Below are 23,690 nucleotides of genomic sequence, written 5' to 3' on the forward strand. Positions count from 1 at the left end.
TGACGGGCGTGCTCGATGCTCCATCCACTTTGGAACCCATGACGCAAGCGCCTGCATCGAGCCCTACACGGGTCGTCGTACCGAAACCTGGCCCCAGCCTCGGCCAGATCTTCAACGTGCTGGGGATCACTGCGATCCACGTGGGCGCCGTGGTCGCCATCCTCCGAGGTGCCACGTGGAAGCTCGCGGCGCTCGCCGCGGCCACGTACGTCGTCCGGATGTTCGCGATCACGGCGGTCTACCACCGGTACTTCTCGCACCGTAGCTACAAGACGAGCCGCGGCCTGCAATTCCTGCTTGCGCTGCTCGGCACCACGGCGACGCAGAAGGGCCCGCTGTGGTGGGGGGGGACGCACCGCGTCCACCACAAGTACTCGGACACCGAGCGCGACGTCCACAGCCCGCTCCGCAAGGGGTTCTGGTACGCGCACATGGGTTGGTGGCTCGGCCGCGAGCACGAGGAGCTGGACCTGAAGCGCATCCCCGACTTCGCGGGATTCCCTGAGCTCCGCTGGCTGGATCGCTACCACGTGGTCGGGCCGCTCGGCATGATGGCGCTGCTCTTCGCGGTGGGCGGCTACGACGCGTTCCTGTGGGGCTATGTCGTGTCGACGTGCGCGCTCATGCACGGCACGTTCACGATCAACTCCCTCGCGCACGTGTTTGGCTCGCGGCGCTACGCAACGACCGACACGAGCCGCAACAACTTCTGGCTCGCGCTGATCACCCTCGGCGAGGGCTGGCACAACAACCACCACCACTACATGAGCAGCGCGAACCAGGGCTTCTTCTGGTGGGAGATCGACGTCAGCTTCTACGTCTTGCGCGCGATGGAGAAGCTCGGCCTGATCTGGGAGCTCAGGACCGCGCCGGCGCACGTGCTGCAGCGGAACCTGATCAAGGAGGTCGGCGAGCGGTCGCCGCTCCTCGCCCCTCAGGCCGCGAACGCCGAGCCCCTTGACGCCCCGCCGCTGGGCCGGCCGAGCCTCGGCGACGTTTGACCGCGCGCGGCGTTCGTCATCGATGATCTGCGGACGGAGGCTGCAGGGCCGCCTTCGTCCGCAAGAGCTCGCGACAGAACCCTCGACGACCATCGCAGCGCCGCCCGTCTCGCCGTCGATGCGACGGCCAGAGCTCCTCGGGAGCTCTGGTGCGGGCCGCTAGCGCGCAGGCGCATCTTCGGTGCGCCGCGCACGAACCTGTGCACCCGGCTCTAGTTGACGGACGAGGCAGCTTGCTGGGTGTGGGCGGCGGCAGAATCGCCGGGCTTCGGCTTCTCGGCCTTGTTGCGCTCGCGTTGGCGCTCCAGACCGGCGCGCACGAAGCGCGCGAAGAGCGGGTGCGCGTTATGGGGGCGGCTCTTGAACTCGGGGTGGAACTGACAGCCCACGAAGTACGGGTGCTCGCGCAGCTCGATCATCTCGACGAGGCGCTGGTCGGGCGACGTCCCGGAGAGCACGAGCCCCTTCTGCACCATCGCCTCGCGGTACTTGTTCGACACCTCGTACCGATGTCGGTGCCGCTCGCTGATGCTCGTCTGCCCGTACGCCTCCGCGGCGATCGAGCCCTTGTCCAGGACGCACGGGTACGCGCCGAGGCGCATCGTCCCGCCCTTCTCGACGACCCCCTTCTGGTCGGGCATCAGATCGATCACCGGGTAGGCCGCGTTGCGATCGAACTCCACGGAGTTGGCTCCCGTCATGCCGCAGACGTGGCGCGCGTACTCGACGACCGCGAGCTGCATGCCGAGACAGATCCCGAAGAACGGGATCTTCTCCTCGCGCGCGAAGCGGATGGCTTCGATCTTCCCCTCGGTCCCGCGATCGCCGAAGCCGCCGGGCACGAGGATGGCGTCCAGGTTCGACAGCACCTCGGGTGCGCCACGCGCCTCGATCTGCTCGGAGTCGATGTACTCGAGCTCGACCCGCACGTCGTTGTGGAGCCCGCCGTGGACGAGCGCCTCGTGCAGCGACTTGTAGGAGTCGCGCAGGTGCACGTACTTGCCGACGACGCCGATCTTCACGATCCCGCGGGACGGCTTCTTGAATCGCTCGACGATGCGCTGCCACGGCGACAGGTCCGGCTGCCTCGCCCAGATGTTGAGCAGCTCCGTGATCTTCTCGTCGATCCCCTCGGCGTGGAGCACGAGGGGGAGCTCGTAGATGCAGTCGACGTCGACGGCCGCGATCACGCAGTCGACGGCGACGTTCGAGAAGAGGGAGATCTTCTCCTTCATGCTGCGCGGGAGCGGCCGATCGCAGCGACAGAGGAGGATGTCCGGCTGAATGCCGATCTCGCGCATCTCCTTCACCGAGTGCTGGGTGGGCTTCGTCTTCAGCTCGCCCGCCGTCGCGATGAACGGCACCAGCGTGACGTGCACCGAGATCGCGTTCTGCGCGCCCGACTCCACCTTGAGCTGGCGGATCGCCTCGATGAACGGAAGCGACTCGATGTCACCCACGGTACCGCCGACCTCGACAATCGCGACGTCAGCCCCGTCCGCAGCAGAACGGATGCGCAGCTTGATCTCGTCCGTGACGTGCGGGATCACCTGCACCGTCGCCCCGAGGTACTCGCCGCGGCGCTCCTTCGAGATGACCGCCTCGTAGACGCGGCCGGTGGTGAAGTTGTTCTGACGGCTCATCCGGGCGAGCGTGAAGCGCTCGTAGTGCCCGAGATCGAGATCGGTCTCCGCGCCATCGTCTGTGACGAAGACCTCGCCGTGCTGGTAGGGGGACATCGTGCCGGGATCGACATTGATGTACGGGTCCAGCTTGAGGTGGGTGACCTTCAACCCACGGGACTCCATCAGCGCCCCGATCGAGGCCGCAGCCAGTCCCTTGCCGATCGACGATACGACTCCGCCTGTGACGAAGACGAATTTGGTCCGCTTGCTCATGACCCATCGCTCCGCTGCGCCGTGTGCGCGCCTGTAACCAGTCCCTCGAGCGGCGCTCCAAGGTGAGCGCCGCCGAGGGTCGGCTGTCCACGGCAAATACCTTGCCCGGCTTACAAGCCGCACGGCCCCGTCAGCAGGACCGAAGCCGGAGGAAACCCCGCGACGGGGAACCCCGCGCCGGCAACAGAACCTGACCTACCGTACGAGCCCATCTGCAACCGGCAGGGACCCACGGCAAGCCTGCGCGACGTGATGCCGCTCTGAATCCGCCGGCATTCTAGGCCGCTCTCCCAGCGCGTCAATGCAAAGGACAATCCGATGTCCCAAGAAGGGTCGAGTCCCTCGGGATCGGACACCGACCGCCGGCCGCAGGCGTAGGCGCTGGGGGCTCCGCGGGCCTGAGAGCTCCGGCCGACCGGGATGGTACGCTCCGCCGGCTGCCGGCGGGCCTGGTCACGCCATGAGAATCGCGCACGTGCTCCAGCTCGCGACGTCCACCCCGGTCGTAGCGCTCGAACGGGACGGTGCGCTCTACGACGTCGCGGAGCTGGAGCGCCACTTCGGGACGAAGCTCGCGGACATCCGCGGCGTGTCGGACTTTCACACGCGCGTGGTGGCGCTCCGTTGCGCCGGCCTTCACGCGCTGGATGATCGGCTGCTCAGCGGAGATCGTCCCGCGTCGACGCATCTGCACCCAGCCACGATCTTGTGGTTGCCTCCCTGCGCCACCGACCGCGCGGCGTACATCCAGCTCGGCCCCTACGCGCGCGGCGCCAAGCGCCCCTGGTATCGGTTCGGCAACAGCCGCGCGCTGCTTGGACATGCTGCCGAGATCCCCTTCCCCCCGCTCGAGGACAGGCCCGACTACGAGCTGAACCTCGCGGTGGTCCTCGGCGAGGATCTGCGGCGCGCCGCCCCGGAGGAGGTGGAGCGCGCGATCGCTGGCTACACCGTGCTGAACGACTGGACCGCGCGCAGCCTGGAGGCGCGGTCGCTGGTGCGCGGGCTCCCACCGTCGGAGGCGAAGGACTTTGCAACGCAGCTCGGCCCGGTGCTCGTCACGCCCGACGAGCTCGGCTCGGTCGAGGCGCTGCGGACCCAGGTCCGCGTCGACGCCGAGACGCGTTCCTGTTCGCGCGTTGGCGAGTGGACCTTCTCGCTGGCGGAGTCCGTCGCGTACATCAGCAACCACGTCGAGCTGCGCGCGGGCGACGTGATCGGCGCGGGCCGCGTCTTCGGTGGGAGCGCTGATCAGCGCGTGCCGTACGGCGCCAGCGTCGAGCTGATGATCGAGCGCATCGGACGGATGACCGGCAAGCCCGTCTGCGGCCCCGCGCTGTTGCCATGGCGCCGCCGGTGAGCGGGCGCCGGCGCATCACCGCGCGGACCGCGTGGTCCTCGGTAGCTCAGAACGTTCCGACGACGCCGATGCCCATGCCGGTCGCGGTGATCACCGGGGCCGGCCGCACCGTCAGCGCCGCAGGGGTCGAAGGCTGCGCCGAGCGCGCCTCCGTGGTCATGAAGATCCCTTCGCCGACGAGACCCAGACCGGCGAGCTGCGCGAGCCCACCGATCGCGGTGAGCGCCCCGCGAACGTACAGCGTCGCTCCGCAGTCCGGATCGTCCGCGGCGCAGCCGTTCTTGGCGAGCGCGAGCCACGGACCAGCGATCGGGATCTTCAGCTCGCTCGCCCCAGGGACCTCTGGCCATGACGATGCGGCGAGGAACGCCGCGCCGTAGGCGAGCGCCGTCACGGCCACCCCGCCGACGATGACCTTCACGCGTGCCGAGGACGGCGGGTACCGCGGAGGCGCCGCCGGCTCCTCCGCGCCGGCGGAGGCTGCGGCCAACCCCAGCGCGGCGACGACGGCGATCGAGGCGAACTTCATGGCGTCTTCGTTCCGGAAGCTCCCGCGCCCGACTTCTTGGACGGCAGCTTCACGGTGTACGGGACCTCGAGCGGCTCCCCCTCGAACGGCAGCACGATCTCTCCGACGAAGGCGCGCTTTACGCAGGATTCGGCGGGCGTCCCTGCGAAGGGCGGCCCGACCAGCACGTCGGTCACGCGTCCCTTCTGGCCGTCGAACACGACCTTGACCTCTCCCTCGCCCGTCGGCGCGTTGGGCACGACCTCGGCGCAGTTCGCCGCCTTGTCCCCTCCGCGTCGCAGGGCGATCTCCATCTGCTTCTTCTGATCGGGGTTGAGCCCGCCTCCGCTGTCCGCCTCGGAACCGGAGCTCTCCGCCTCGGCGCCGGAGCTCCCCGTCTCGGCGGGTGCGGCAACATCGGACGGTGCCTGATCGAAGTTGTAGTCTTCCCCTGCCTGCTTGGGCTTGGCGCCGGAGCATGCTGCAGCCGCGAGGATGAGGAGCGGCAAGAGCGCGCGGGTCGAATGCTGCTGGGACACAGTGTCCTCCCTTCGAGCAGAGCGTGAAGGAGCGTCTGCGCGCACCCTAGCAAGCTCTCCTTTCCGAGGACAACCCCGAGCGCACACGCGCGCACCGATGAGCGACGCCGGGCTGCGACGACCGGTCGACCGGAGGAGGCGTCCGCGGTGGAGGCGTTGTAGAGGCGGAGACATCTCATGCCTCGACATCCCCGCCGTACAGCCTCCGCGGTCGCGCTCGCGCTCTCGTCGCTCCTCGCCCGCCCCGGCGGCTCCCAGCCGCTCGACAGCGGCGCCGCTCCCGCTGACCGCTCGACCCCCACAGCGAGGCCGACCCAGGGAGCCCCCGTCTCGCCGAGCGCGCCCCCGGCGCCCCTCGCGTCGTACGGACCTCGAAAAATCGACCCTGAGCGCGCTCGAGCGCAGGTCGAGACGCTCGTTACCGATGTGCGCCGCCTGGGGGGGCGGGTCGGCGTGCTCGCCCTCGACGTCGCCAGCGGAGCGACGCTCGCGGCCTTCGATCAGCGCGGCCTGTACAACCCTGCATCCAACGCGAAGCTCTTCACGGCAGCCGCCGCGCTTCGCCTGCTCGGGCCGAGCTACCGCTACCTGACCGGCCTCTACGGGGACGCGTCGAACGGAACCGTCGCCGAGCTCGTGCTCCGGGGCTCGGGCGATCCCTCCCTCAGAACGCGAGATCTCTGGGAGATGGCGCGCGCCTTGAGGGCGTCCGGCGTCCGGAAGGTCGCGGCGATCGCGATCGACCAGGGCTACTTTGACGCGCGCTACGTGCCTCCGGCCTTCGAACAGCAGCCGGAGGAGTGGGCGGCCTTTCGCGCCCCGGTCGCGGCAGCCTCGCTGAACGCGAACGCCTTGCTCTTCACGGTGCGCCCGTCGAAGGCAGGGCAGGCTGCCTCCGTCGCGATCGATCCCCCGGGCTTCACGGTGCTCCGGGGCACGGTGACCACCGCGAGGCGCGGCACACCAGAGAAGCTCGGGGTCCGGCTCGAACCGAACGGCGAGCGCCTCGTCGCGCACCTCAGCGGGCACATCCCAGAGGGCGGCCGCGCGGTGAGCCTGGCGAGGCGCGTCGACGATCCCCGCCTGGTCGTCGCGTATGCGCTCAAGGAGATGCTGCTGGAGGTGGGCGTCGACGTCTCCGGCGAGGTGCGGCTCGGCGGTGAGCGCCAGAAGCGGCTCCTCGCGGCTCACCGCTCGGCGCCGCTCGGCGAGCTCCTCTCCGCCCTCGGGAAGGACAGCGACAACTTCTACGCGGAGACGATCTTCAAGACGCTCGCCGCAGAGAAGCGCGGGCGCCCCGGCACAGCCGAGGGTGCCGCGGAGGTGGTCGGCGAGACCCTCCGGGAGCTCGATGCGTTCGGACAAGACGTCGTCTTGAGGAACGGCTCGGGCTTGTTCGACGCCGCTCGCGCATCGCCGGAGGCCATCGTCCGGCTGCTGCGCGCCGCGCTTCTCGATCCAGCGCTCGGCGCAGATTTCACCGCGCAGCTCGCGATCGGCGGTGTCGACGGCACCTTGCGCAGCCGCTTCCGCGGGTGGTCGAAGGAGCGCGCCATCCGTGCCAAGACGGGAACGCTCGCCGCGGTCGTGGCCCTGTCTGGCTACATCCTCGCGCCCCCTGGTCGTTCCCCGATCGCCTTCGCCGTGCTCGCCTCCGACGTCCCAGGGAAGATCGACCCCGCGCGAAGGGCCATCGACCACTTCGTCGAGTCGCTCGCCGGCGAGCTCTGGAAGGACGCACGCACGCCGTGAGAGCGCGGGCTGTCGTGTCGGCCCGCTGGGCTGCGGTGAGCTCCGGCCCCCGCTCACCTCTGCGCGCCCCCACGCGGCTGCGTGTTCGGGCGGCTCACGCAAAGCGGCCGCGCAGCATGACGCCGCGCGGCCGCTTCATCGACTCGCGCTGAGCTCGTCGCTCAGTAGTCGCGCATCTGCTTGCGGATCTTCCCGAGCGCCTGCTCCTGGAGCTGACGGATGCGCTCGCGCGACAGGTTGTACTTGTCGCCGATCTCCTTGAGCGTGAGCTCATCCTCGTCGTCGAGGCCGAAGCGCCAGCGGATGATCCGCGACTCGATCGGCGTGAGCGTGGTCAGGAGACGCCGGACCTCGTCGCTCCACTTCCTGTTGGCCAGGTGATCGAACGGCGACAGCGCGTTCTCCTCCTGGAGGAAGTCGATGAACTTGCGCCCGTCCTCGTCGCCGACCGGACGATCGAGCGAGAAAGGCGTCTCCGCGTAGAAGTCCTTCACCTTGTCGAGCTTCTCGCGCGGAACCCCCGTCTCCTTCTCGAGCTCCTCGATGGTCGGCTCATGCCCCGTGCGCGCGATGATCGCCTGCGTCGCCCGCGCCACGCGGTTGTACGTATCGAGCATGTGGACCGGGATGCGGACCGCGCGGCCCTTGTCGGCCAAGGCGCGGCTGATCGCATGCCTGATCCACCACGATGCATACGTCGAGAAGCGGTAGCCACGGCTGTGGTCAAAGCGCTCGACCGCCTTCATCAGGCCGATGTTGCCTTCCTGGATCAGATCGATGAGCGGCAGGCGCCCGCGGTTGTAACGCCGCGCGATCGACACGACGAGCCGCAGGTTGGCCTTCACGAAGCGGTTCTTCGCGTCGTGCTGCGCCTGGAAGGACCGCTCGACCCGATCGAGGTAACGGCGGTAGGAGCCAGACATCGGGAGCCTCGGCCGCGTGGGGCGGGTCTCCTCGGGATCGCTCACGTCGTCCTCGAAGTCGGGCTCGCGCACGAGATCGCGCGCGATGCTGAAGGCACGCGCCATCCAGAGGCGATCCGAGTCCGGCAGGCGGACGGCCGCAGCGAGCTCCTCGGAGAGCTGGGTCCACGGCTTCTCCTGCTCGGCGAGCAGCTTTCCCTTCTGCTTCTTCGCCAGGCGAACGAGCTTCTGCATCTCCGCGATCTGAGGAGCCTTCACCTCGTCCTCACCCGCCTTGACGACGTCCTCCTCGAGCGCGGTGAGGATGAACTCGGCCGCAGGCAGGTAGGAGAGGAGAGCCACCCAGTGCTCCACCTCCGTGCGCTCGACCGCCCGCGCGGTGTCGAGCTCCTCGTCCGGCCCCATGACGGGGTGGAGCGCCATGTCGCGGAAATAGCGGGCGAGCATCGAGTCGCCGCCCCCGTCCTCGACATCCTTCAGCTCCCGATCCTGGTTCCTCGCGCGCTCGGGCTGAGGCAGCCGATCGAGCGGCCCAAGGTCCAGATCGATGAAGTCAGCCGCCCGCTCCTCATCGATGATCTCGGCCGGGCGGGGTCGCACGGCCGTCTCCTCGGTCTGGTCGTCTTCCAGAAGGCCGAGCGCTGCGATTTCCGGCGTGGCCGTCCCACCCTGAGCGAGCGGGTCGCCCTTCACTACAGTGGCGTTGCTCTTGGTCGACCTCATGGCGGCTCCCTCCACGGTGGTAGCTCCTTGAAAGTGCGAGCGCGGCGACTGGTTGTCCCCGAAATCTTCGACCTCGGAGACCTCCAACTCGGTGGTCTGCGATGCCCCCCGCCGGGGAGCCGATGCGGTCTCGGCCCCCTGCGAGCTCTTGGATGCCGCGAGCCGCGCAGAGGCACCTACAGCAGAGGACTTGGCGGTTCTCCGCGCAGTTTCTGGACGGCGGGCGGTCGACGTGCTCATCTTGGTCTTTGTGTCGGCGTTCACTTCTAAACGGCTGACCTTGCGAGATTGAAATGTCTCGCCACCTTTTGACGGCAGGCGAGAGGATTTCGTGCCAAACAGAGGGGAGGAGCTGACCGAAGGAGCCCCCGTTGAGACTGGCAACCGCTGGTGCTTTCTTTTGATTCCGGTCGAACTCTTCTCACCTGAGGCAGGTCTGCTCTTGCAGAATGATGCTCCTGCGCCAGTCCCCGGTAGCAGCCCAGCTCCAGAAGCAAAAACAGTGCCTTTTTTAGCGTGCGTTCCCGCTTCTCCCGTTTGAGAGCTCGGCCTGGGTGCGCTATGTAGAGCGGAAGGCGCTGTCCATGTCCTGTCGAGCGAGGCGTTTCGCTGCGACCGGGCCGAACTGCATGGCTGGGTACGCTTTCGGGGACGCAACAACATCGGCAACCTGTTCTCCTTGGGGACACCTCGAGCTCGTCAGCGTTCCGCGGTCCGGTGGGTCCGTCCTCGCAGCACAGGCAAGGGAATTTCGCTGTCTTTTCCAGCGAGTAGGAGCCCATGCCTAGCCGCTGAGGCCGTTCTCTCAGTGAGCTTCGATGTTTCCTGAACCTGGGCCTCCCGATGGCAATGTCGAGCCCTCACCCGACGGACGAAGGCGGAGAAGGTTATTTTTCGCGACAGATCGCCTGGAGAGTTAGAAATTCCGGCAAATTGTTTAGCCTCAGCGGAATTTATCGCTAAGTCTGCCCCCGGGGAGGGGACCGGGATCACGCCTTAGGTTGCTCAGGCCTCGACTGGGGACGCAGAGCCCCTTGAGAGACAACGAACGGTCGGCCAGTCGTCAGCGAACCGGGCTGGGTCGAAGTTCACCCTGATCGCACGATCATACGGTGCCATCGGCGGTGCATAGCAGGTGCGCACGGAATGCACGCTGCGCAGTTGCTCAGTGCCTAATCGCCTCACACTGATGAGGCTGATCAGCGTCAGCGACGGCAGCCGCACGTCCCTGCCGAAGGGATGCCCCCGAACTCTACGTCTGCGATGCAACCCGAGGGAGCGCTCGCAGCGGAGGCGCACCAACTATACGAAATACTAGGATAATCGGGCACTGGAGAGGAAAGGGGGGCGGCCTTGGCCAATTTCGACCGTTCCGCATCGGGGTGGTCGAACGGCGGGCTGAAGACCCCCCCGCGGAGCCGTCACTTCACCGCTGCGGGCGAGGCGAGCTTCGCCACGGCGCCGAACGACGCAGGATCGTGGATCGCAATCTCCGAGAGGATCTTCCGATCGAGGGCGATGCCCGCCTTCTTGAGCCCGCTGACGAGGCGGGAGTAAGTCGTACCGTTGAGGCGCGCGGCGGCGTTGATCCTGGTAATCCAGAGGCGACGGAAATCCCGCTTCTTGAGCTTACGGCTGATGTAGCCGTACTCCCAGGCGTGACGGAGCACCTCGACCGCCTGGCGGAAGCGGTTCTTTCGGCCGAGGAAGTAGCCCTCGGTCTGGTTGAGGACACGGTTGCGACGGCGACGGGCCTTGAAGCCTCTCTTTACACGCGGCATCGGTAATCTACCTCACTGCTCCAGGGTCAGCCGTAGGGAAGAAGCAGCTTGACGCGCTTCTCCATCGCCGAATCGACCATGTCGTTCTTGCGGAGACGACGCAGACGCTTCTTGCTCTTCTCCTGCATGCAGTGGTTGAGCCCGCCCTTGCTGCGGCGAATGCGGCCGGAGCCGGTCACCTTGAAGCGCTTGGCCGCGGCGCGGTTGGTCTTCATCTTCGGCATGATGCCCTCGATCCGAATGCCTATCGCTCCCGGCGGCCACCGCTCCGAACCACCGGAGAGGCTGTTCTGCGCCGCAGGGATGCGTAGAGGGGGCGCTTTATGGCGATCCAGCGTGGGGTTGTCAAGTGTCCAGGCAGCGGCTAGGGGGGCCGGTCGGCGCGCCGGAGGGCCGGGGGTCAGGTCGTCGCTCAGTCGCTCACTTTCCGAGCACCACCCGCTGACCGAAGACGCGGTCCGCCGTCTCGCAGAACGTTCGGAAGGCCATGTACTCGGACGGCTTGATCCGGGACTTCGTGAGGGAGATCTGACTGCGGACGACGATCTTCCCCGCGGACTGCTCGACCGAGAGCGAGAACTTGCCGAAGGGGGTGTCCACGTCCTGGGGCAGCGGCGCCCTGGTGACACGCCACCCGGCAGGGATCCGGATGGTCCATTCATCCCGGCGCGTGGTGAGCGCGGGGATGATCACGTCGCGGGTGCGCGCCGAGAGGGAGGCGAACTCGGTGGCGAGACGCTGCGTGGGGACAGCCGGGACCGACAGGCTGTCGCCCTCCCTTCGAGCGAGCGCGACGGCTCTTCCTCGAGCCCGCAGCTTCGCCGGCTGCTCGATGTCCTCGAGATCGTTCACCTCGACCCCGGCCTTCCCAGGGGCCAGCTCGACCGCGCCGAAATCCGTGGCGAGGTCACGAGCTGCTCGGTCACGGCGCGTCCCCTCCGCCATGTAGCGGGTCCGCCACTCCGGCGCGGACGCACCGGCCACCTGGATGTCGACCCCGAGCTGAGCTGATCCGTCAGCGCTGACCGCGATGTCGACGGTCCGGTGCACGACCGAGGCCTCGGGAGCAGGCTCCGGGAGGCGAACGAGCTTCGGCTTGCCCTCGTTGATCTGAAGCGCCATCGCTCCGCGATCCATGATCGGAAGCTCCGTCGAGCCCGAGTGCTCCGCCGTTCCGTCGAGGTACAGGTCGAGCGACGGCACGTACGCGATCGCGTGGTCGAACGGAGCAAGGCTCGCGGGCTCCGACCCGATGTCGCCTCGCATGCGGGTGCGCACGAGCACGATCGTCGCTGGGATGCCGATCTCGCGGAGCATCGTGACGATCAGCGTCGCCTTGTCCTTGCAGTCGCCCCAGCCGCGAGCGAGCGTCTGCGCGCACCTCCTCGGGCGAATCCCCTCGATGCCGAACTCGAGCGCCACGTAGCGCGTCTCGGTCGCGTACTTGTAGATCGCGCGGACCTTGCTCCGATCGTCGGCAAGGTTCTTCGTGATCTCGCGCACCCGCTTGCGCACCTCATCATCCACATCGAACTGCTCACGCGCGAGGCCCCAGTACCAGGAGCCGACCTCGTCCCAGGTCTTGAAGGTCGAGACGTGGACGTGCGCGAGGATCTCGGACCACGCGGGCATCGCCGGCTCGGGCGCCACCGGCGGCACCGAGGCGGCAGAGAAGCGGAAGATGCGCCGCTCGGCGTCCTCCTTGGTCTCGCGCACGAGGCCAGGCAGGTCGGACGCGAAGAGGTGGAACTGCCTGGTCTTCGGGGTGATCAGCACGTACTCGCTGCTGGCGATCGGCTCATCCCCCTGGAGGAACTCGATCTCGCCGAAGTGATCGCCGATCTCGTTGCGAGGGCTGACGTCATCGACGCGGTAGCGCAGCTCGACGACGTCGCCGGCGTTGAGCCGCGGAAAGCTGACGTAGAACGTGCGCGCCGATGTGTACATCGCGAGCGCCGGGTTGTTCGCCCCCGATTCCCCGCTCTCGATCGCCCCGTCGACCTTGCCGTCTGCTCGGTAGACCTTCGCCGCACGGAGGCTCACGGTCTGGCGATCGGCCTGGTACTCGAACGCGTACTGCCGGGCGCTCGCCGCAGCCTCGTCCGTCAGCGGCTGGAAGACGACCTGCCGGAACCGGCTCGCCAGGCCGTTCGGGAAGACGGTGGTGACCGTGAGGTTGCGCAGCGTGCGCTTGGGATACTGCCGGTCAGCGTTGCGCCGCATCGGGAGGAAGCGGTCGGGCGCCCAGGCGTAAGCCTCGTCAGCGCGCGGCTTCGGCGGCTCGATGTGCTCGATGTACTCGCGCACATCCTTCGCCTGAGGGCTGATCGCCAGGATCTGCTGCAGCATCTCCAGCTGCGCTTCTCGGTTTCCCTCCTCGCCGTAGAGGTCCGAGAGCGCGCGCAGCGTTCCGATGTCCTCCGGCGCCATGGCGAGCGCGCGCTGATGGGCCGCGAGGGCGCGATCGCCCTGGCCGAGCGCGCGGTACGTGCGCGCCGCGACCGTGCGGGCCCAGACGGAGTCGGGCTCGCTGCGGAGGAAGCGCTCGATCCAGCGCTCCGCGCCGGCAGGGTCGCGGCGCGCCACCGCGAGCTCGACCTGCTGGTGAAGGAAGCTCGAGTCGTCGAACCGCAGCGCGGCGTAGCGCGCCTCCATCTCGGCGGCCTCCGTGTCGCGCCCGAGCGCGCGCAGCTGCGCCGCCGAGGCGCGGAGGAGCGAGACGCTGCTCGGCTGGCGCGCGAGCGCCCGCTCCAGCGTGGCGAGCGCGGTGCGCTTCAGCCCAGCCTCCACGTAGAGGTCCACGAGCCCGAGGACGGCCGCGACATGATCGGGATCGGAGGCCAGGATGCGCTCGTAGATCGGAGCCGCCTCCCGCCAGTTCGGGCTCGTCTGCGCGAGCCGAGCCTGCGAGAGAAGGACGTCGGTGTCCTCACGACCGCCCGCGAGCGCGGCGGCGCGCTCGATCCACGCGCGCTGCTGGTTCCTGTCCTCGGAGAGCTGACCCGCGAGCAGGTAGCGACGCACGCTCGGCTCGGCCTCGGCGGAGCGCCGCGCGAGATCGCGCGCTCTGTGCTCCCCCTCGGCGTCGCCGCCGGTGAGCATGAGGTACCGCGCGAACGCCTCCAGCACGGCGGGCGAAGGCCGAGCGGCGCTCGCGGCTCGCTCGAACGCCTGCATCGGCCCCTCGATCGCAGCCGCGCGCGCGGCGCGCGTCGCGCCGGAGGTTGGCCCTCCGGCCTGCGCCCGCGCCCCGCCCGCGCGCCTCGCGTCAGCGGCTTCCCCCTGAGGCGCCGCGACCTGGGTTCCGATGTCCGAGGTCACCTCCAGATCAAGATCCGGCGCCCCCTTCTCGTTGCCGATGCGCAACGCGAACTTGGGCGCCGAAGCACCTCCGCAGACCTTGATCGTCAGGCGGTTGTAGCCGGGCCGCAGCGTCACCGGCGCGGCGAACCGATCGATGTCGAGCTCGCGGTACCCCGGATCGGCCAGGACCTTCGCGCCGTTCCAGAACAGCTTGAACGCCCCGTCTGCCCCGACCCAGATCGAGATCGGCCGAGGAGCGCGCGTCCCGGCCTTCGCGCGGACGAACGTCGTCGCGTAGCCGCAGACGCTCTCCACCGGACGAATGAAGTCGCCGAAATCAAACCACCCGTACTGCGGCGCCTCGGGGGGCACGCGCCAGCGGACCGCGCGCGCCTTGCCGTCGTACGTCCTGCCCGCAGCCATCGGCTGCTCGAGATCTTCCTCGGGCCCGAACGCCCGCTCGAAGCCCCCCTTGTTCTCGTTGTCGAACGGTCCGATCGTCGCCCAGCGGCCGATGAACCCGAGCATCTGGATCCTGGCGACCGCTCCGTCGAGATCACCTCGACGCCTGCGCGCGTACGCCGAGAGGAGCTCGGCATAGACCTGGGTGGGCGCGCTGGTCGCGCCGGCCTCAGCCATCGACGCGATCGCCTCCTCGACCTGGACCGGGTCCGCGCGGTCCCACGTGCGCCAGAGCTCACGTAACGCGGCGTAGACCTCGGGGCCTCTCGCTGCGCGGACAGCCGCGTGCGCGGAGAGCACCTCAGGGTGAACCGCGCCGAGCTCCGCGCGCGCGTCGGCGCCGAGCGACACGGCGCACGCCAAGGCCGCCGTCCCCACGGTGAGCGCGCAGAAGGAGCGCCCCCTCGTCGTCCCCGGGTTGAGCTCGATCTCACGGGGCTCGGCCCGGCTGAGCACGTCACGCATCCGAGGCGCTATCCCGTGGCCGAAGCCATCGGTCAAGCACAAGCCATGGCTGCAGAGGCGTCGCACCGGCCGAGGTCAAGGGGGTGCTGCCCGCGAGCCGGCGGAACGCACGCCGGCAGGAGGTCGTCCCCCGGGCCGCGTTCATCGGGCCGCATCTCCATGAGCGCGCCGCGCCGCGCGCGCCGATCCCGCGAATTTTGTCGATCTTCTGCCGGGTACAGCGCGATGACACGCAGCGCGCCCCACACCAGCGCCCCCGGAGGAGGGCGCAGCGCCGTCCGACCGCATTCAACAAAGGAAACAACAACAATTTTCGATATTTATCATGCAGGCCCTCGGGTGAGCCGGGGCGGACAGGCGCCTGGAAGAGGTCCGGAACCGAGCCTCCCCCGGAAGCAGGGGGAGCGAGCTCCGACGGGGTCCGGCAAGGGCTCGGCGAGGTTCGGCCGTGCGATCCTCCAACTTCCAGAAAGGGCCGCCTTGCTCCGCCGCACCTGCTTCGGATAGAAACGTCCCAAGATGTACGGGTGCACGGTCGAGGAGCAGCCGCACTGCGCGCTGCGAACCAGCCCTGCAAGTCCCAAGGCAGCGAGCGTCAGGCCGCGAACGTGGTACCGGTGGTAAGGCAAGCCCGCGCAGCGGGAAGCCAGTTGGATGACGATGGTCGGGGACCGCACGTGCGGCGCCCGGTGATGACAAGGGCGACAGAGCCCGCAATGCCCAGGGCCCCATCGCGAGAGCGCTGGCGGAGGAACGATGGTCAACCCTCAGATGGTGATGTACGAGGAGGAATTCAATCAGATCCAGAGCGTGGTGGATCGCCTCGTCAAGGACGCCAATGCGAAGGTCGTCTTCATCGTTGACAAAAACGGGCAACTGATCGCCGCGAGCGGAGACGTCGACAACCTCGACACCACGTCGCTCGCCTCGCTGACGGCGGGGAACATCGCCGCCACGGGCGGGATGGCGAAGCTCCTCAAGGAGAACGAGTTCGCCACTCAGTTCCACGAGGGTGAAAAGGCGAACATCCACATCCAGCTGGTCGGGAACCGCGTCATCCTCGTGGTGATCTTCGACTCAAAGTCGAGCCTCGGGTTGGTGAGGCTCCGGGTGCGAAAGGCGAGCGAGGAGCTCAACCACATCTTCGAAGCGCTGCTCAAGAAGGTGCAGGAGCCGGGCGCCGACTCGCCGTTCGCCGAGATCACCGACGAGGACATCGACAACCTCTTCAACGACTAGGAGCGCGGTCGATGAGCTTCATCAATTACATGGCGCGCGAGATCAACTGCAAGATCGTCTATTACGGCCCGGGTCTCTGCGGCAAGACGACGAACCTGCAGTACATCTATGAGCGCACCAACCCGGACGCGAAGGGGAAGATGATCTCCCTCGCCACGGAGACCGACCGGACACTCTTCTTCGACTTCCTCCCGCTCGCGCTGGGCGAGATCCGCGGCTTCAAGACGCGGTTCCACCTGTACACGGTGCCGGGGCAGGTCTTCTACGACGCGAGCCGCAAGCTCATCCTGAAGGGCGTCGATGGCGTGGTCTTCGTGGCAGACTCGCAGCTCGGCCGCATCGAGGCGAACCAGGAGTCGGTGGAGAACCTCCGCACGAACCTGGCCGAGCAGGGCTACTCGCTGGACAAGATCCCGTACGTCATCCAGTACAACAAGCGGGACCTGCCGGAGATCGGCACCGTCGAGGAGCTCCGCTCGCTGCTCAACCCGACGAACGTCCCCGATTTCGAGGGGGTCGCGCGGACCGGCGTCGGGGTGTTCGACACGCTCAAGGCGGTCGCCAAGCTGGTGTTGACCGAGCTGAAGAAGGGCGGCCCCTAGGTTCCAGGGGCCGGCCCCGAAGATTGGATCGAAGAACGCACCGCGAGCGAGGCCGTAGACCCGCTCGCGCTCGGTGCAACGATCAGGTGCGCTGGTAGATGCGGTTGCGCCGGTTGCGGTTCTTCGCCTTCAGCTTGGACCGGTGGCGCTTCGACTTGGAGCGCGTGGTCTTCCGGGGACCTTTCGACAGCATGAGGAACATGAACAGGCTCCGTTGAGGCGCCCGGCGCGGAGGCGTCGTGCCGCCGCCGCCGGTGCGAAGGGGCGGCAACGTACGGCATCACAGGGCAAAGTTCAACCGGAGAGCACCTCGACCGGGCGACCGGCAGGTTCCCGCGGCGGATAGGACGGGCCCTGGCACAAGGGCCGAGCTTTTCTGCTATCGGTGTTCTACGACGTGCGGTCCAGGACCCTCCTCTGCCTAGCCGCCGCCTCGGTGACCGCATGCGGCGCGAGCATCAACGCGGTCTACGAGGGGGACGTACGCTTCGAGCACTGCATGGCGCTTGACTCGCTGGCCGATGTCAAGCCGACCCTGCGGCGCGCGTGCTGGGACGAGTGGCTTCAGTTCTGTACGTTCGGCCAGACGCGCGACCGTGTGGAGTACGCCACGCTGCGGGCCAGGCAGCTCAGCCACGCCAGCGATTTCGACGAAGGCGAGTGGACTCCGCCGAGCAGCCGAGCCCCTGCCGTGCCTGAGCCGACCAGCGCGCTCGCTCCGCCGCCCAGGCTCCTGACCGCCGACGTGGCCGCGCCGGCGGCGACGGAGGAGGCCCATGCAGACCCGGACGCGAACGACGGCGGCGCTGCGGCCTCGGCGTCGAACACCGCCGAGGAGATTGCGCCGCCGGGCGCGAAGTGCGGCGCGTCGTGCCAGGCGGACTGGAAGGAATGCCAGGACGACTGCAAATCCGCCGCCTGCGAAAAAGGATGCTCCGGCAAGTACTCGCGGTGCATGCGTCGCTGCTTCTGATCGACGTCGTCGGCTCTCCTCGCGGATGCCTCACCTTGTCACACCAAGATGGCCTGGAATCTTGACCCGCGATCGAGCGTAGAGCTATCGGCGTACACGATGTCCGCTTCGCACGCGCCCAAAGAGCTCAGCAGCACGACTCCTGATCGCAACGGCGCGGCGTCGCCCCTCGAGGGGCTCGGCGTGAGCGCAGGCCCCATGCGGGTGCTGCGGCCACGGCGAGCGGCGCCCGCGGACGCCGTGCGGCCGACCCGCGCCGAGGTGAACCTCGCGCACCTGCGGCACAACCTGCGCGTCCTCGAGCGAGGGCTGACCGGCGCGACGAAGCCGCAGATCTGGGGCGTGCTCAAGGCCGATGCGTACGGCCACGGCGCGCCAGCGGTCGCGCGGACGCTCGAGCGCGCAGGGATCCCCGGCCTGTGCGTCGCGTTGCTCGAGGAGGCCATCGAGCTGCGAGACGCCGGCATCCGGCTGCCCATCCTCGTCATGGGCGGCTACTACGGCCCGCGCCGCGACGGGTTCGAGGAGATCATCGCGCGCGACCTCGTGCCCGTCGTCTACGACGCTGGCCAGATCGAGCGCCTCGCGAGCGTCGTGCGGCTCGAGCAGCGCGGTCGCGTGGGCGTCCATCTCAAGGTCGACACCGGCATGGGACGGCTCGGGGCCGCGAGCTCGGAGATCGAGGCGGTGCTCGCGACGCTCGCCAAGCACCCGGAGGTGAGGCTCGACGGGCTCATGACCCACCTCGCCTGCGCGGACGCCGACGATCTCGGCGTGACGATCGAGCAGATGCGCCTCTTCGGGGAGATCGAGCAGCGAGCGAAGCGCTTCGGCCTCACGCCGCGGGTGCGGCACGCCTCGAACAGCGCGGCGATGCTGCGCCTCCCTGCGGCGTGGCTCGACATCGTCCGTCCGGGGGTCGCGCTCTTCGGAATATCGCCGTGCGCAGGGCTCGCGCCCGACCTCAAGCCGGTCATCCGGGTGCGCAGCGAGATCGTCGCGCTGCGCACGATCGCGAAGGGCGACAGGATCGGCTACGGCCACACCTGGCAAGCTTCCCGGGAGAGCGTCGTGGCCACCGTGCCGATGGGGTACGCCGACGGCCTGAGCCGCCAGCTCTCGAACCGCGGGGCCGCCCTCGTGCGCGGTCAACGCGCGCCGATCGCGGGCGCCGTGTCGATGGATCTCACGATGCTCGACGTGACGGATGTACCGGGAGCACGCCTGGGAGATGAGGTGGTGTTCCTCGGAGCGCAGGACGGGCCGCTCGGGCGCGGCGCGATCAGCGCTGAAGAGATCGCGGGGCTCACGGGGACGATCGCCTGGGAGGTGCTGACCAGCATCTCGCGCCGCGTGCCCAGGTTCTACCGCGAGCCCTGAACGCGCGCGGCGGCGCCCGCGCTGGCGCTGCCGGCTCGAACGGGCGTGATACGCTGCTCGCCATGAAGACGGCCGTGAAGCAGCGAGCCGGCGCCTGCGGCATGCTCCTCTGCATCGGGACCGCGCTCGCGCTCGGCGGCGGGGCGATGACCGCATGCGAGGACGAGGTCACGAAGCAGCGCCCGCGCAGCGGCGCCGGTCAGGAGGCGCAAGAGCCGGAGGACGGGTTCGATCCGGACACCGAAGGCCCGAGCGGACCACCGGCCGCGGACGCGGGAGGGCTCTGCGGCAACCGGATCCACCAGGTCGAGATCGCCGAAGCGCCGAACATCTACTTCGTCCTCGATGCGTCGGGCAGCATGCTCAGCCCCGCCTCCTCGAGCTCGATCGCGACCCGATACGACCGGGTCCATGCGGCCGCGGTCGACCTCGTGCGCAACCTGGGCCCGCTGATCAACGTCGGCGCCGCCGTGTTCCCCCTGGACGCGACCGACGAGGCGCCGTGCAGGCCGGGCGGCGAGGTGTTCGCTGTCACGCCGGGGGCTCCCTTCGCAGAGGGACAGGCGAGCTCCACGACGACATCGCGGTTCCGCGCGGCGACGCGGGCCGCGCCCCTCGGCGGCACGCCTACCGCGGCGACCCTCACGGCGCTGACGCCGAAGCTCGTCGAGCTCCCCGGCAAGACCATCGTCGTGCTCGCGACCGACGGCGGTCCGAACTGCAACAGCTCGGCGAGTTGCGAGGCCGACGGGTGCATCGCCAACATCGAACAGCAGTGCCCAGACCCCGAGGAGAACTGCTGCTCGCCCCTGGGCCCCTCGGGCCCCGAAGGGTGCCTCGATCGCGACGATACGGTCGCCGCGATCGAGCGGCTCGCGGCGAGCGGGATCGAGGTCTACGTCGTCGGCATCCCGGGGAGCGAGTTCTACGGCGATGTCCTCGACCAGATGGCGCTCGCCGGCGGCACGGCGCAGTTCGTGAGCCCGTTCTACTTCAAGGTGGACGACCTCGACACGCTGGGGAACGTCCTCTCGAAGATCGCCAGCATCGTCGTCTCCTGCGAGTTCGACCTGGTCGACCCGCCTCCCGAGGCGGGACAGACGAACGTCTACCTGGACGACGAGCTGGTCGCCTACGACCCGGAGAACGGCTGGCGCTGGAAGTCGCCCGCGGTCATCGAGCTCCTCGGGGAAGCCTGCGCGAAGCTCAAGAGCGGGCGGGTGGGGCAAGTCCAGATCGTCTCCGGCTGTCCCACGGAGGTGGCGAGGTGAAGCGCGACGCGACGAGGCCCTCTGCCTCGCTGAGCCAGCTGACGGCCGACGCCGCGGACGACGCTGCGCTCGACGAGATCGACGCCGTCGCGTCCGCGGCCTTCGACGTGCCGCAATTCTCCGCGCGAGAAGAGCTGCGCCGCCCCTGGACGCGCTGCTGGGTCGCGCGCGAAGAGCGGAGCGCGCTCGCCTTCCTCATCGCGTGGCACGTCGCCGACGAGCTCCACGTGCTGAACGTGGCCACCTGCCCGGCCGCGCGGCGGCGCGGGCTCGCGACGGCGCTGATGAACCGGTCGCTCGAGTATGCGCGGCAGCAGCAAGTGCGGCTGATCCTGCTCGAGGTGCGCCGCTCGAACCGGGCAGCGATCCGGCTCTACCGGAAGCTCGGCTTCACCGCGATGGGGGTACGCCCTCGGTACTACAGCGACAACGGCGAGGATGCGATCGAGATGGTGCTCACGCTCGATCCAGCGACCGGCGCGGTGCAACCAGGCCGCGACGAGATCCGCATCGAGATCTGAACCGCGCCGCGTGGCTCAGCGCGGGCCCCCAGCAGGCGCCGCCGCGGGATAGCGAGACACCGCGGCGAGCGGCGGCAGCCGCGCCGCCACCACCTGCATCGGGGTGAGCAACAGCGGCCGGAGCAGCGTCTTGGCCCGCTCGTCGAAGGGCTGGAGGAGCGCGTCGGCCTGTCGCGTCGCCTCGATCAACCGATCGGCCATGAGGCGCGCGTCGACGTTGGGGTTCAGATCCTCGAGGCGCTGGATCTCGTCGCGAAGCGCGCTGAGCAACGAGACGTACCTCGCCAGGGGCGTGTCCGTGATCGGCGCCGAGCCGCTCGGCGCGGCCGGCACGCCGAACTCGACGGTCCGCTTGAACTCATCCGGCACCGAGCTCGGCCGGTTTCTTATGAGCTTCACGTTGACGGGGACCTTCAGCCTCGTCTTCTGCTCGATCTTTCGATCGAGGTACTCCTTCCCCCGCTTGACCAGGGCCGAGTCCTCGATCGCGCTGCGATCCCGCTTCCACTGCGTGTTGTCCTCGAGAGCGCGGAGGATGCGGAGGTAGGGGTAATCCGCCTGGGTGAGCGCCTGGTACGTCTCCTTCGCCTCCTTCAGGTTGGCCGGGACCCGCACGGTGAGGTCCGCCATCCAGTCGGTCCACTGCGCGATGTAGCTGACGTCGTAGTCGGCCGCGAGGCCGTCCAGGTTCTTGTTGATGGAGGCTTCCTCGCCGGGCGCGAGGTCCACGACCCACCGCTCAGCCATCAAGCTGCCGGCGCCGCTCTCGAGCCTCTCGAGCACCGCGAAGTGCCCGCTCTCGGTGTACGGACCGTCCACCTCCTTCCAGCGCTTCTCCTTCGCGTACAGCTTGCTGCCGATGATCTTCAGCACGGCGGGGCGGTCGGCGAACATGTCGCCGAGCGTGTGAGGAGGGTACTTGCGGTTGGCGCGGCTGTTGTCACCCGTCTCGTCGTACTTCTCCTCGATGATCGCGTTGACGAAGAAGTCGTAGTACCGCTTCCGCGGCGGCACGGCCTGGAGCGTCGCGCGCACGCTCGCGACCAGATCCTCCTTGCGCGCGATCGGCGTGACCCGCTTCTCCTTGATGAGCGTCAGGTAGTACTCGACGTGCCGTTCGAGCTGCTTCTTCAGCTCGGTCTCGGTGAGGTTCGAGGTCGCCCGCAGCACCTCGGCCCAGAGCGAGGTGAACCTGTCCTTCGCCCACGCGACGTCGAGGTGCTCGACGTCGCTCAGCATCAGGTACAGCTTGAGGTCGTTCCGCTCGCGGAGGTAGTGGTCGCCCTTCGCGAGCTTGAGGCGATCCTCGAGCCGCTGCTTGCACGGGATCACGAAGCCGTTCTGGAGGCTGGCGACGTAGACGTGCACGAGCGGCGGGTACACCGTCTCGCCCTGGAACATCGTCCACCCCTTCCCGTCCGGCGGCCCCTCCTCGCGCGCCTTGTCGATCTCCTTCAGCCGATCCAGCGCAGGCCGCAGCGCGGCGAGCTTCTCCGAGAGGGGTCGCGTGTCCTCCCATCGGAGCGCGCTGACGGTGCGCGCGTCCGCCTCCACGTCGCGCAGGAACGCGCGGTTGTTGGCGAACGACACCACGCTGGGGATCGCGAGGATGACCCCGAGCGCCGCGGCCGCCGCGCTGATCGCGCCGCGAACGAGCCGCTGGCGCCGGATCTCGCTCGCGCTCCTCGCGGCGATGTCCCCGTCCGGGAAGACGACGTTCATGAAGACGTCGTGGAGGAAGTAGCTCTTCGACTCCACGTTCTGCTGCGCCGCGGCCTCGTGCGTGCGGATCCCCATCGCCTGGCCCATGCGCTGGAGGACCCGGTCGAGCGGCCTGCCCTCCTGCGTGCCGCTCGTGAAGTAGAAGCCGCGAAAGATGGGCGTCCCCTGGAACGCGTTGACCATGAAGACGGTCGAGACCAGATCGGAGAGGTTCCGCCGGATACCCGAGAACTCGAGCGGGAACTGGTAGACGCGCTCGCGCGCCTCGCGGCTGCGCTCCATCACGAGCCGCTTCAGCGAGCGGGCGTGGATCTGCTTCGCCAGGGCGTCGAACTCGGCGTCGAAGAGCCTCCCTGGGTCGGCCTTGTCCGCGCTCAGCTTGAGCGTCGCTCCCCACGCCTGCGCGCGGTCGCTCTTGCGCATGTCGCCGAAGAACTCCGAGAAGCCCGCGATGAGGTCGCACTTCGTGAACAGGAGGTAGACGGGCAGCACCATGTGGAGCTGCGTCATCACCTCGTCGATGCGCGCCCGGAGCTTCTTCCCCATCAGCTCGACTTGCTGCTCGCTCGCGTCGATGAGATCCGCCACGCTCACGGCGACCAGGATGCCGTTGAGCGGGCGGCGAGCGCGGTGCTTGAGGAGCATCTGCAGGAACGCGATCCACTCCTCGTGGTCGTCCTGCTCCGTCGTGTAGCGCCCCGCGGTGTCGAGGAGGATCGCCTCGTTGGTGAACCACCAGTCGCAGTTGCGCGTGCCGCCGACGCCGCGCACGCCGCCGCCGTTGCTCGGGTGCGCGTACGGGAAGACGAGGCCGGAGTGCTTCAACGCCGTCGTCTTCCCCGCCCCGGGCGGGCCGATGATGACGTACCAGGGCAGCGAGTAGAGCGCGGCGTTGCCGTGCTCCTTCCCCTTGCCGAGCTTCGAGCTCTTCAGGGCGCTGATGCCGCCCTGGACCTGCCGCTGGAGCTCCTGGATCTCGGCGCGGCGCTCGGGCCGCGCGTTGAGCGCCTGCTGCGCTCCCTGCTGGACGATGGCCCGCTCAAGCGCAGACGCGGCGCGGCGCGCGTTGATCCGGCGGTACACGAAGAGCGCGATCGCGGCGAGCGCGATGACGACGCTCGTCGCGATCGGGATCGCGGTGGGCAGGTCGAACGTGAAGAACGCCGCCCACGAGATGAGGAACAACAGCCCGAAGAGGACCCACAACACGGAAGCGACGATACCACCTGTCGCCGCTTCCGGAGCACGTCCACGCGGCGCCGCCGAG

General features: G+C 68.6%; 17 protein-coding genes. 9 read left to right on the top strand and 8 right to left on the bottom strand.

The features are described from left to right. The first annotated feature begins 38 nt into the window (after positions 1-38). Positions 39-1,001 carry an acyl-CoA desaturase gene (locus tag WMF27_RS35960; RefSeq protein ID WP_437764355.1) on the top strand — a complete coding sequence of 321 codons (963 nt, stop codon included), beginning with the start codon at positions 39-41 and terminating at the stop codon, positions 999-1,001. Positions 1,002-1,213: 212 nt separating this feature from the next. On the opposite strand, the gene WMF27_RS35965 is transcribed toward WMF27_RS35960, so the two are convergent. Further along, the gene (locus tag WMF27_RS35965) at positions 1,214-2,899 is read right to left on the bottom strand and encodes a CTP synthase (RefSeq protein ID WP_437764354.1); all 1,686 of its coding nucleotides are present in this window, start codon (positions 2,897-2,899) and stop codon (positions 1,214-1,216) included. Positions 2,900-3,359: 460 nt separating this feature from the next. Between WMF27_RS35965 and WMF27_RS35970 the strand changes: the two genes are divergently transcribed. Continuing rightward, a complete protein-coding gene (locus tag WMF27_RS35970) occupies positions 3,360-4,259 on the top strand; it encodes a fumarylacetoacetate hydrolase family protein (RefSeq protein WP_437764353.1) in 900 nt (299 codons plus the stop codon). A 46-nt stretch (positions 4,260-4,305) separates the two neighbouring features. Here the strand turns inward: WMF27_RS35970 and WMF27_RS35975 are convergent, their stop codons facing one another. Both WMF27_RS35975 and WMF27_RS35980 read right to left on the bottom strand, forming a co-directional pair. Beyond that, positions 4,306-4,788 carry a hypothetical protein gene (locus WMF27_RS35975; RefSeq protein WP_437711171.1) on the bottom strand — a complete coding sequence of 161 codons (483 nt, stop codon included), beginning with the start codon at positions 4,786-4,788 and terminating at the stop codon, positions 4,306-4,308. Then, a complete protein-coding gene (locus WMF27_RS35980) occupies positions 4,785-5,306 on the bottom strand; it encodes a hypothetical protein (protein WP_437764352.1) in 522 nt (173 codons plus the stop codon). Before WMF27_RS35980 ends, WMF27_RS35975 begins: the two co-directional genes overlap by 4 nt. 177 nt (positions 5,307-5,483) lie before the next feature. Here WMF27_RS35980 and dacB point away from each other — a divergent pair, with 177 nt between their 5' ends. Next, the gene (gene dacB, locus WMF27_RS35985; RefSeq protein ID WP_437764351.1) at positions 5,484-7,058 is read left to right on the top strand and encodes a D-alanyl-D-alanine carboxypeptidase/D-alanyl-D-alanine endopeptidase; all 1,575 of its coding nucleotides are present in this window, start codon (positions 5,484-5,486) and stop codon (positions 7,056-7,058) included. A 161-nt stretch (positions 7,059-7,219) separates the two neighbouring features. Here the strand turns inward: dacB and WMF27_RS35990 are convergent, their stop codons facing one another. The 4 genes from WMF27_RS35990 to WMF27_RS36005 form a co-directional block, all read right to left on the bottom strand. Continuing rightward, on the bottom strand, positions 7,220-8,704 hold the full coding sequence (locus WMF27_RS35990) for a sigma-70 family RNA polymerase sigma factor (RefSeq protein ID WP_437764350.1): 1,485 nt from the start codon (positions 8,702-8,704) through the stop codon (positions 7,220-7,222). Between the two features lie 1,421 nt (positions 8,705-10,125). Further along, complete coding sequence (gene rplT / locus WMF27_RS35995; RefSeq protein WP_437764349.1) at positions 10,126-10,485, bottom strand: 50S ribosomal protein L20; 360 nt, start codon at positions 10,483-10,485, stop codon at positions 10,126-10,128. Positions 10,486-10,511: 26 nt separating this feature from the next. Continuing rightward, complete coding sequence (rpmI, locus tag WMF27_RS36000; protein WP_012239854.1) at positions 10,512-10,709, bottom strand: 50S ribosomal protein L35; 198 nt, start codon at positions 10,707-10,709, stop codon at positions 10,512-10,514. Positions 10,710-10,905: 196 nt separating this feature from the next. Further along, complete coding sequence (locus WMF27_RS36005; protein ID WP_437764348.1) at positions 10,906-14,715, bottom strand: DUF3857 domain-containing protein; 3,810 nt, start codon at positions 14,713-14,715, stop codon at positions 10,906-10,908. A 756-nt stretch (positions 14,716-15,471) separates the two neighbouring features. On the opposite strand from WMF27_RS36005, the gene WMF27_RS36010 reads away from it, so the two are divergent. The 6 genes from WMF27_RS36010 (at position 15,472) to rimI (ending at position 20,701) form a co-directional block, all read left to right on the top strand. After that, on the top strand, positions 15,472-15,954 hold the full coding sequence (locus WMF27_RS36010) for a roadblock/LC7 domain-containing protein (protein ID WP_012239856.1): 483 nt from the start codon (positions 15,472-15,474) through the stop codon (positions 15,952-15,954). A gap of 11 nt (positions 15,955-15,965) precedes the next feature. Further along, a complete protein-coding gene (locus WMF27_RS36015; RefSeq protein WP_012239857.1) occupies positions 15,966-16,556 on the top strand; it encodes a GTP-binding protein in 591 nt (196 codons plus the stop codon). Positions 16,557-16,992: 436 nt separating this feature from the next. Further along, complete coding sequence (locus WMF27_RS36020) at positions 16,993-17,529, top strand: hypothetical protein (protein ID WP_437764347.1); 537 nt, start codon at positions 16,993-16,995, stop codon at positions 17,527-17,529. A gap of 99 nt (positions 17,530-17,628) precedes the next feature. Then, a complete protein-coding gene (gene alr / locus WMF27_RS36025) occupies positions 17,629-18,909 on the top strand; it encodes an alanine racemase (RefSeq protein ID WP_437764346.1) in 1,281 nt (426 codons plus the stop codon). A 62-nt stretch (positions 18,910-18,971) separates the two neighbouring features. Next, positions 18,972-20,180: a vWA domain-containing protein gene (locus WMF27_RS36030; protein WP_437764345.1), complete on the top strand. Its 1,209-nt coding sequence runs from the start codon at positions 18,972-18,974 to the stop codon at positions 20,178-20,180. Next, the gene (gene rimI / locus WMF27_RS36035; RefSeq protein WP_437764344.1) at positions 20,177-20,701 is read left to right on the top strand and encodes a ribosomal protein S18-alanine N-acetyltransferase; all 525 of its coding nucleotides are present in this window, start codon (positions 20,177-20,179) and stop codon (positions 20,699-20,701) included. Before WMF27_RS36030 ends, rimI begins: the two co-directional genes overlap by 4 nt. A 15-nt stretch (positions 20,702-20,716) precedes the next feature. Here the strand turns inward: rimI and tssM are convergent, their stop codons facing one another. Then, on the bottom strand, positions 20,717-23,632 hold the full coding sequence (gene tssM, locus WMF27_RS36040; RefSeq protein ID WP_437764343.1) for a type VI secretion system membrane subunit TssM: 2,916 nt from the start codon (positions 23,630-23,632) through the stop codon (positions 20,717-20,719). Positions 23,633-23,690: the final 58 nt, after the last annotated feature.

The organism is Sorangium sp. So ce281 (genome assembly GCF_051527395.1).
Lineage (GTDB): Bacteria > Myxococcota_A > Polyangia > Polyangiales > Polyangiaceae > Sorangium > Sorangium cellulosum_B.

Coding starts and splice junctions, on each gene's coding strand:
- WMF27_RS35960 (WP_437764355.1), top strand. CDS start 39: ATGACGCAAGCGCCTGCATCGAGCCCTACACGGGTCGTCGTACCGAAA.
- WMF27_RS35965 (WP_437764354.1), bottom strand. CDS start 2,899: ATGAGCAAGCGGACCAAATTCGTCTTCGTCACAGGCGGAGTCGTATCG.
- WMF27_RS35970 (WP_437764353.1), top strand. CDS start 3,360: ATGAGAATCGCGCACGTGCTCCAGCTCGCGACGTCCACCCCGGTCGTA.
- WMF27_RS35975 (WP_437711171.1), bottom strand. CDS start 4,788: ATGAAGTTCGCCTCGATCGCCGTCGTCGCCGCGCTGGGGTTGGCCGCA.
- dacB (WP_437764351.1), top strand. CDS start 5,484: ATGCCTCGACATCCCCGCCGTACAGCCTCCGCGGTCGCGCTCGCGCTC.
- WMF27_RS35990 (WP_437764350.1), bottom strand. CDS start 8,704: ATGAGGTCGACCAAGAGCAACGCCACTGTAGTGAAGGGCGACCCGCTC.
- rplT (WP_437764349.1), bottom strand. CDS start 10,485: ATGCCGCGTGTAAAGAGAGGCTTCAAGGCCCGTCGCCGTCGCAACCGT.
- rpmI (WP_012239854.1), bottom strand. CDS start 10,709: ATGCCGAAGATGAAGACCAACCGCGCCGCGGCCAAGCGCTTCAAGGTG.
- WMF27_RS36005 (WP_437764348.1), bottom strand. CDS start 14,715: ATGCGTGACGTGCTCAGCCGGGCCGAGCCCCGTGAGATCGAGCTCAAC.
- WMF27_RS36010 (WP_012239856.1), top strand. CDS start 15,472: ATGGTCAACCCTCAGATGGTGATGTACGAGGAGGAATTCAATCAGATC.
- WMF27_RS36015 (WP_012239857.1), top strand. CDS start 15,966: ATGAGCTTCATCAATTACATGGCGCGCGAGATCAACTGCAAGATCGTC.
- alr (WP_437764346.1), top strand. CDS start 17,629: ATGTCCGCTTCGCACGCGCCCAAAGAGCTCAGCAGCACGACTCCTGAT.
- WMF27_RS36030 (WP_437764345.1), top strand. CDS start 18,972: ATGAAGACGGCCGTGAAGCAGCGAGCCGGCGCCTGCGGCATGCTCCTC.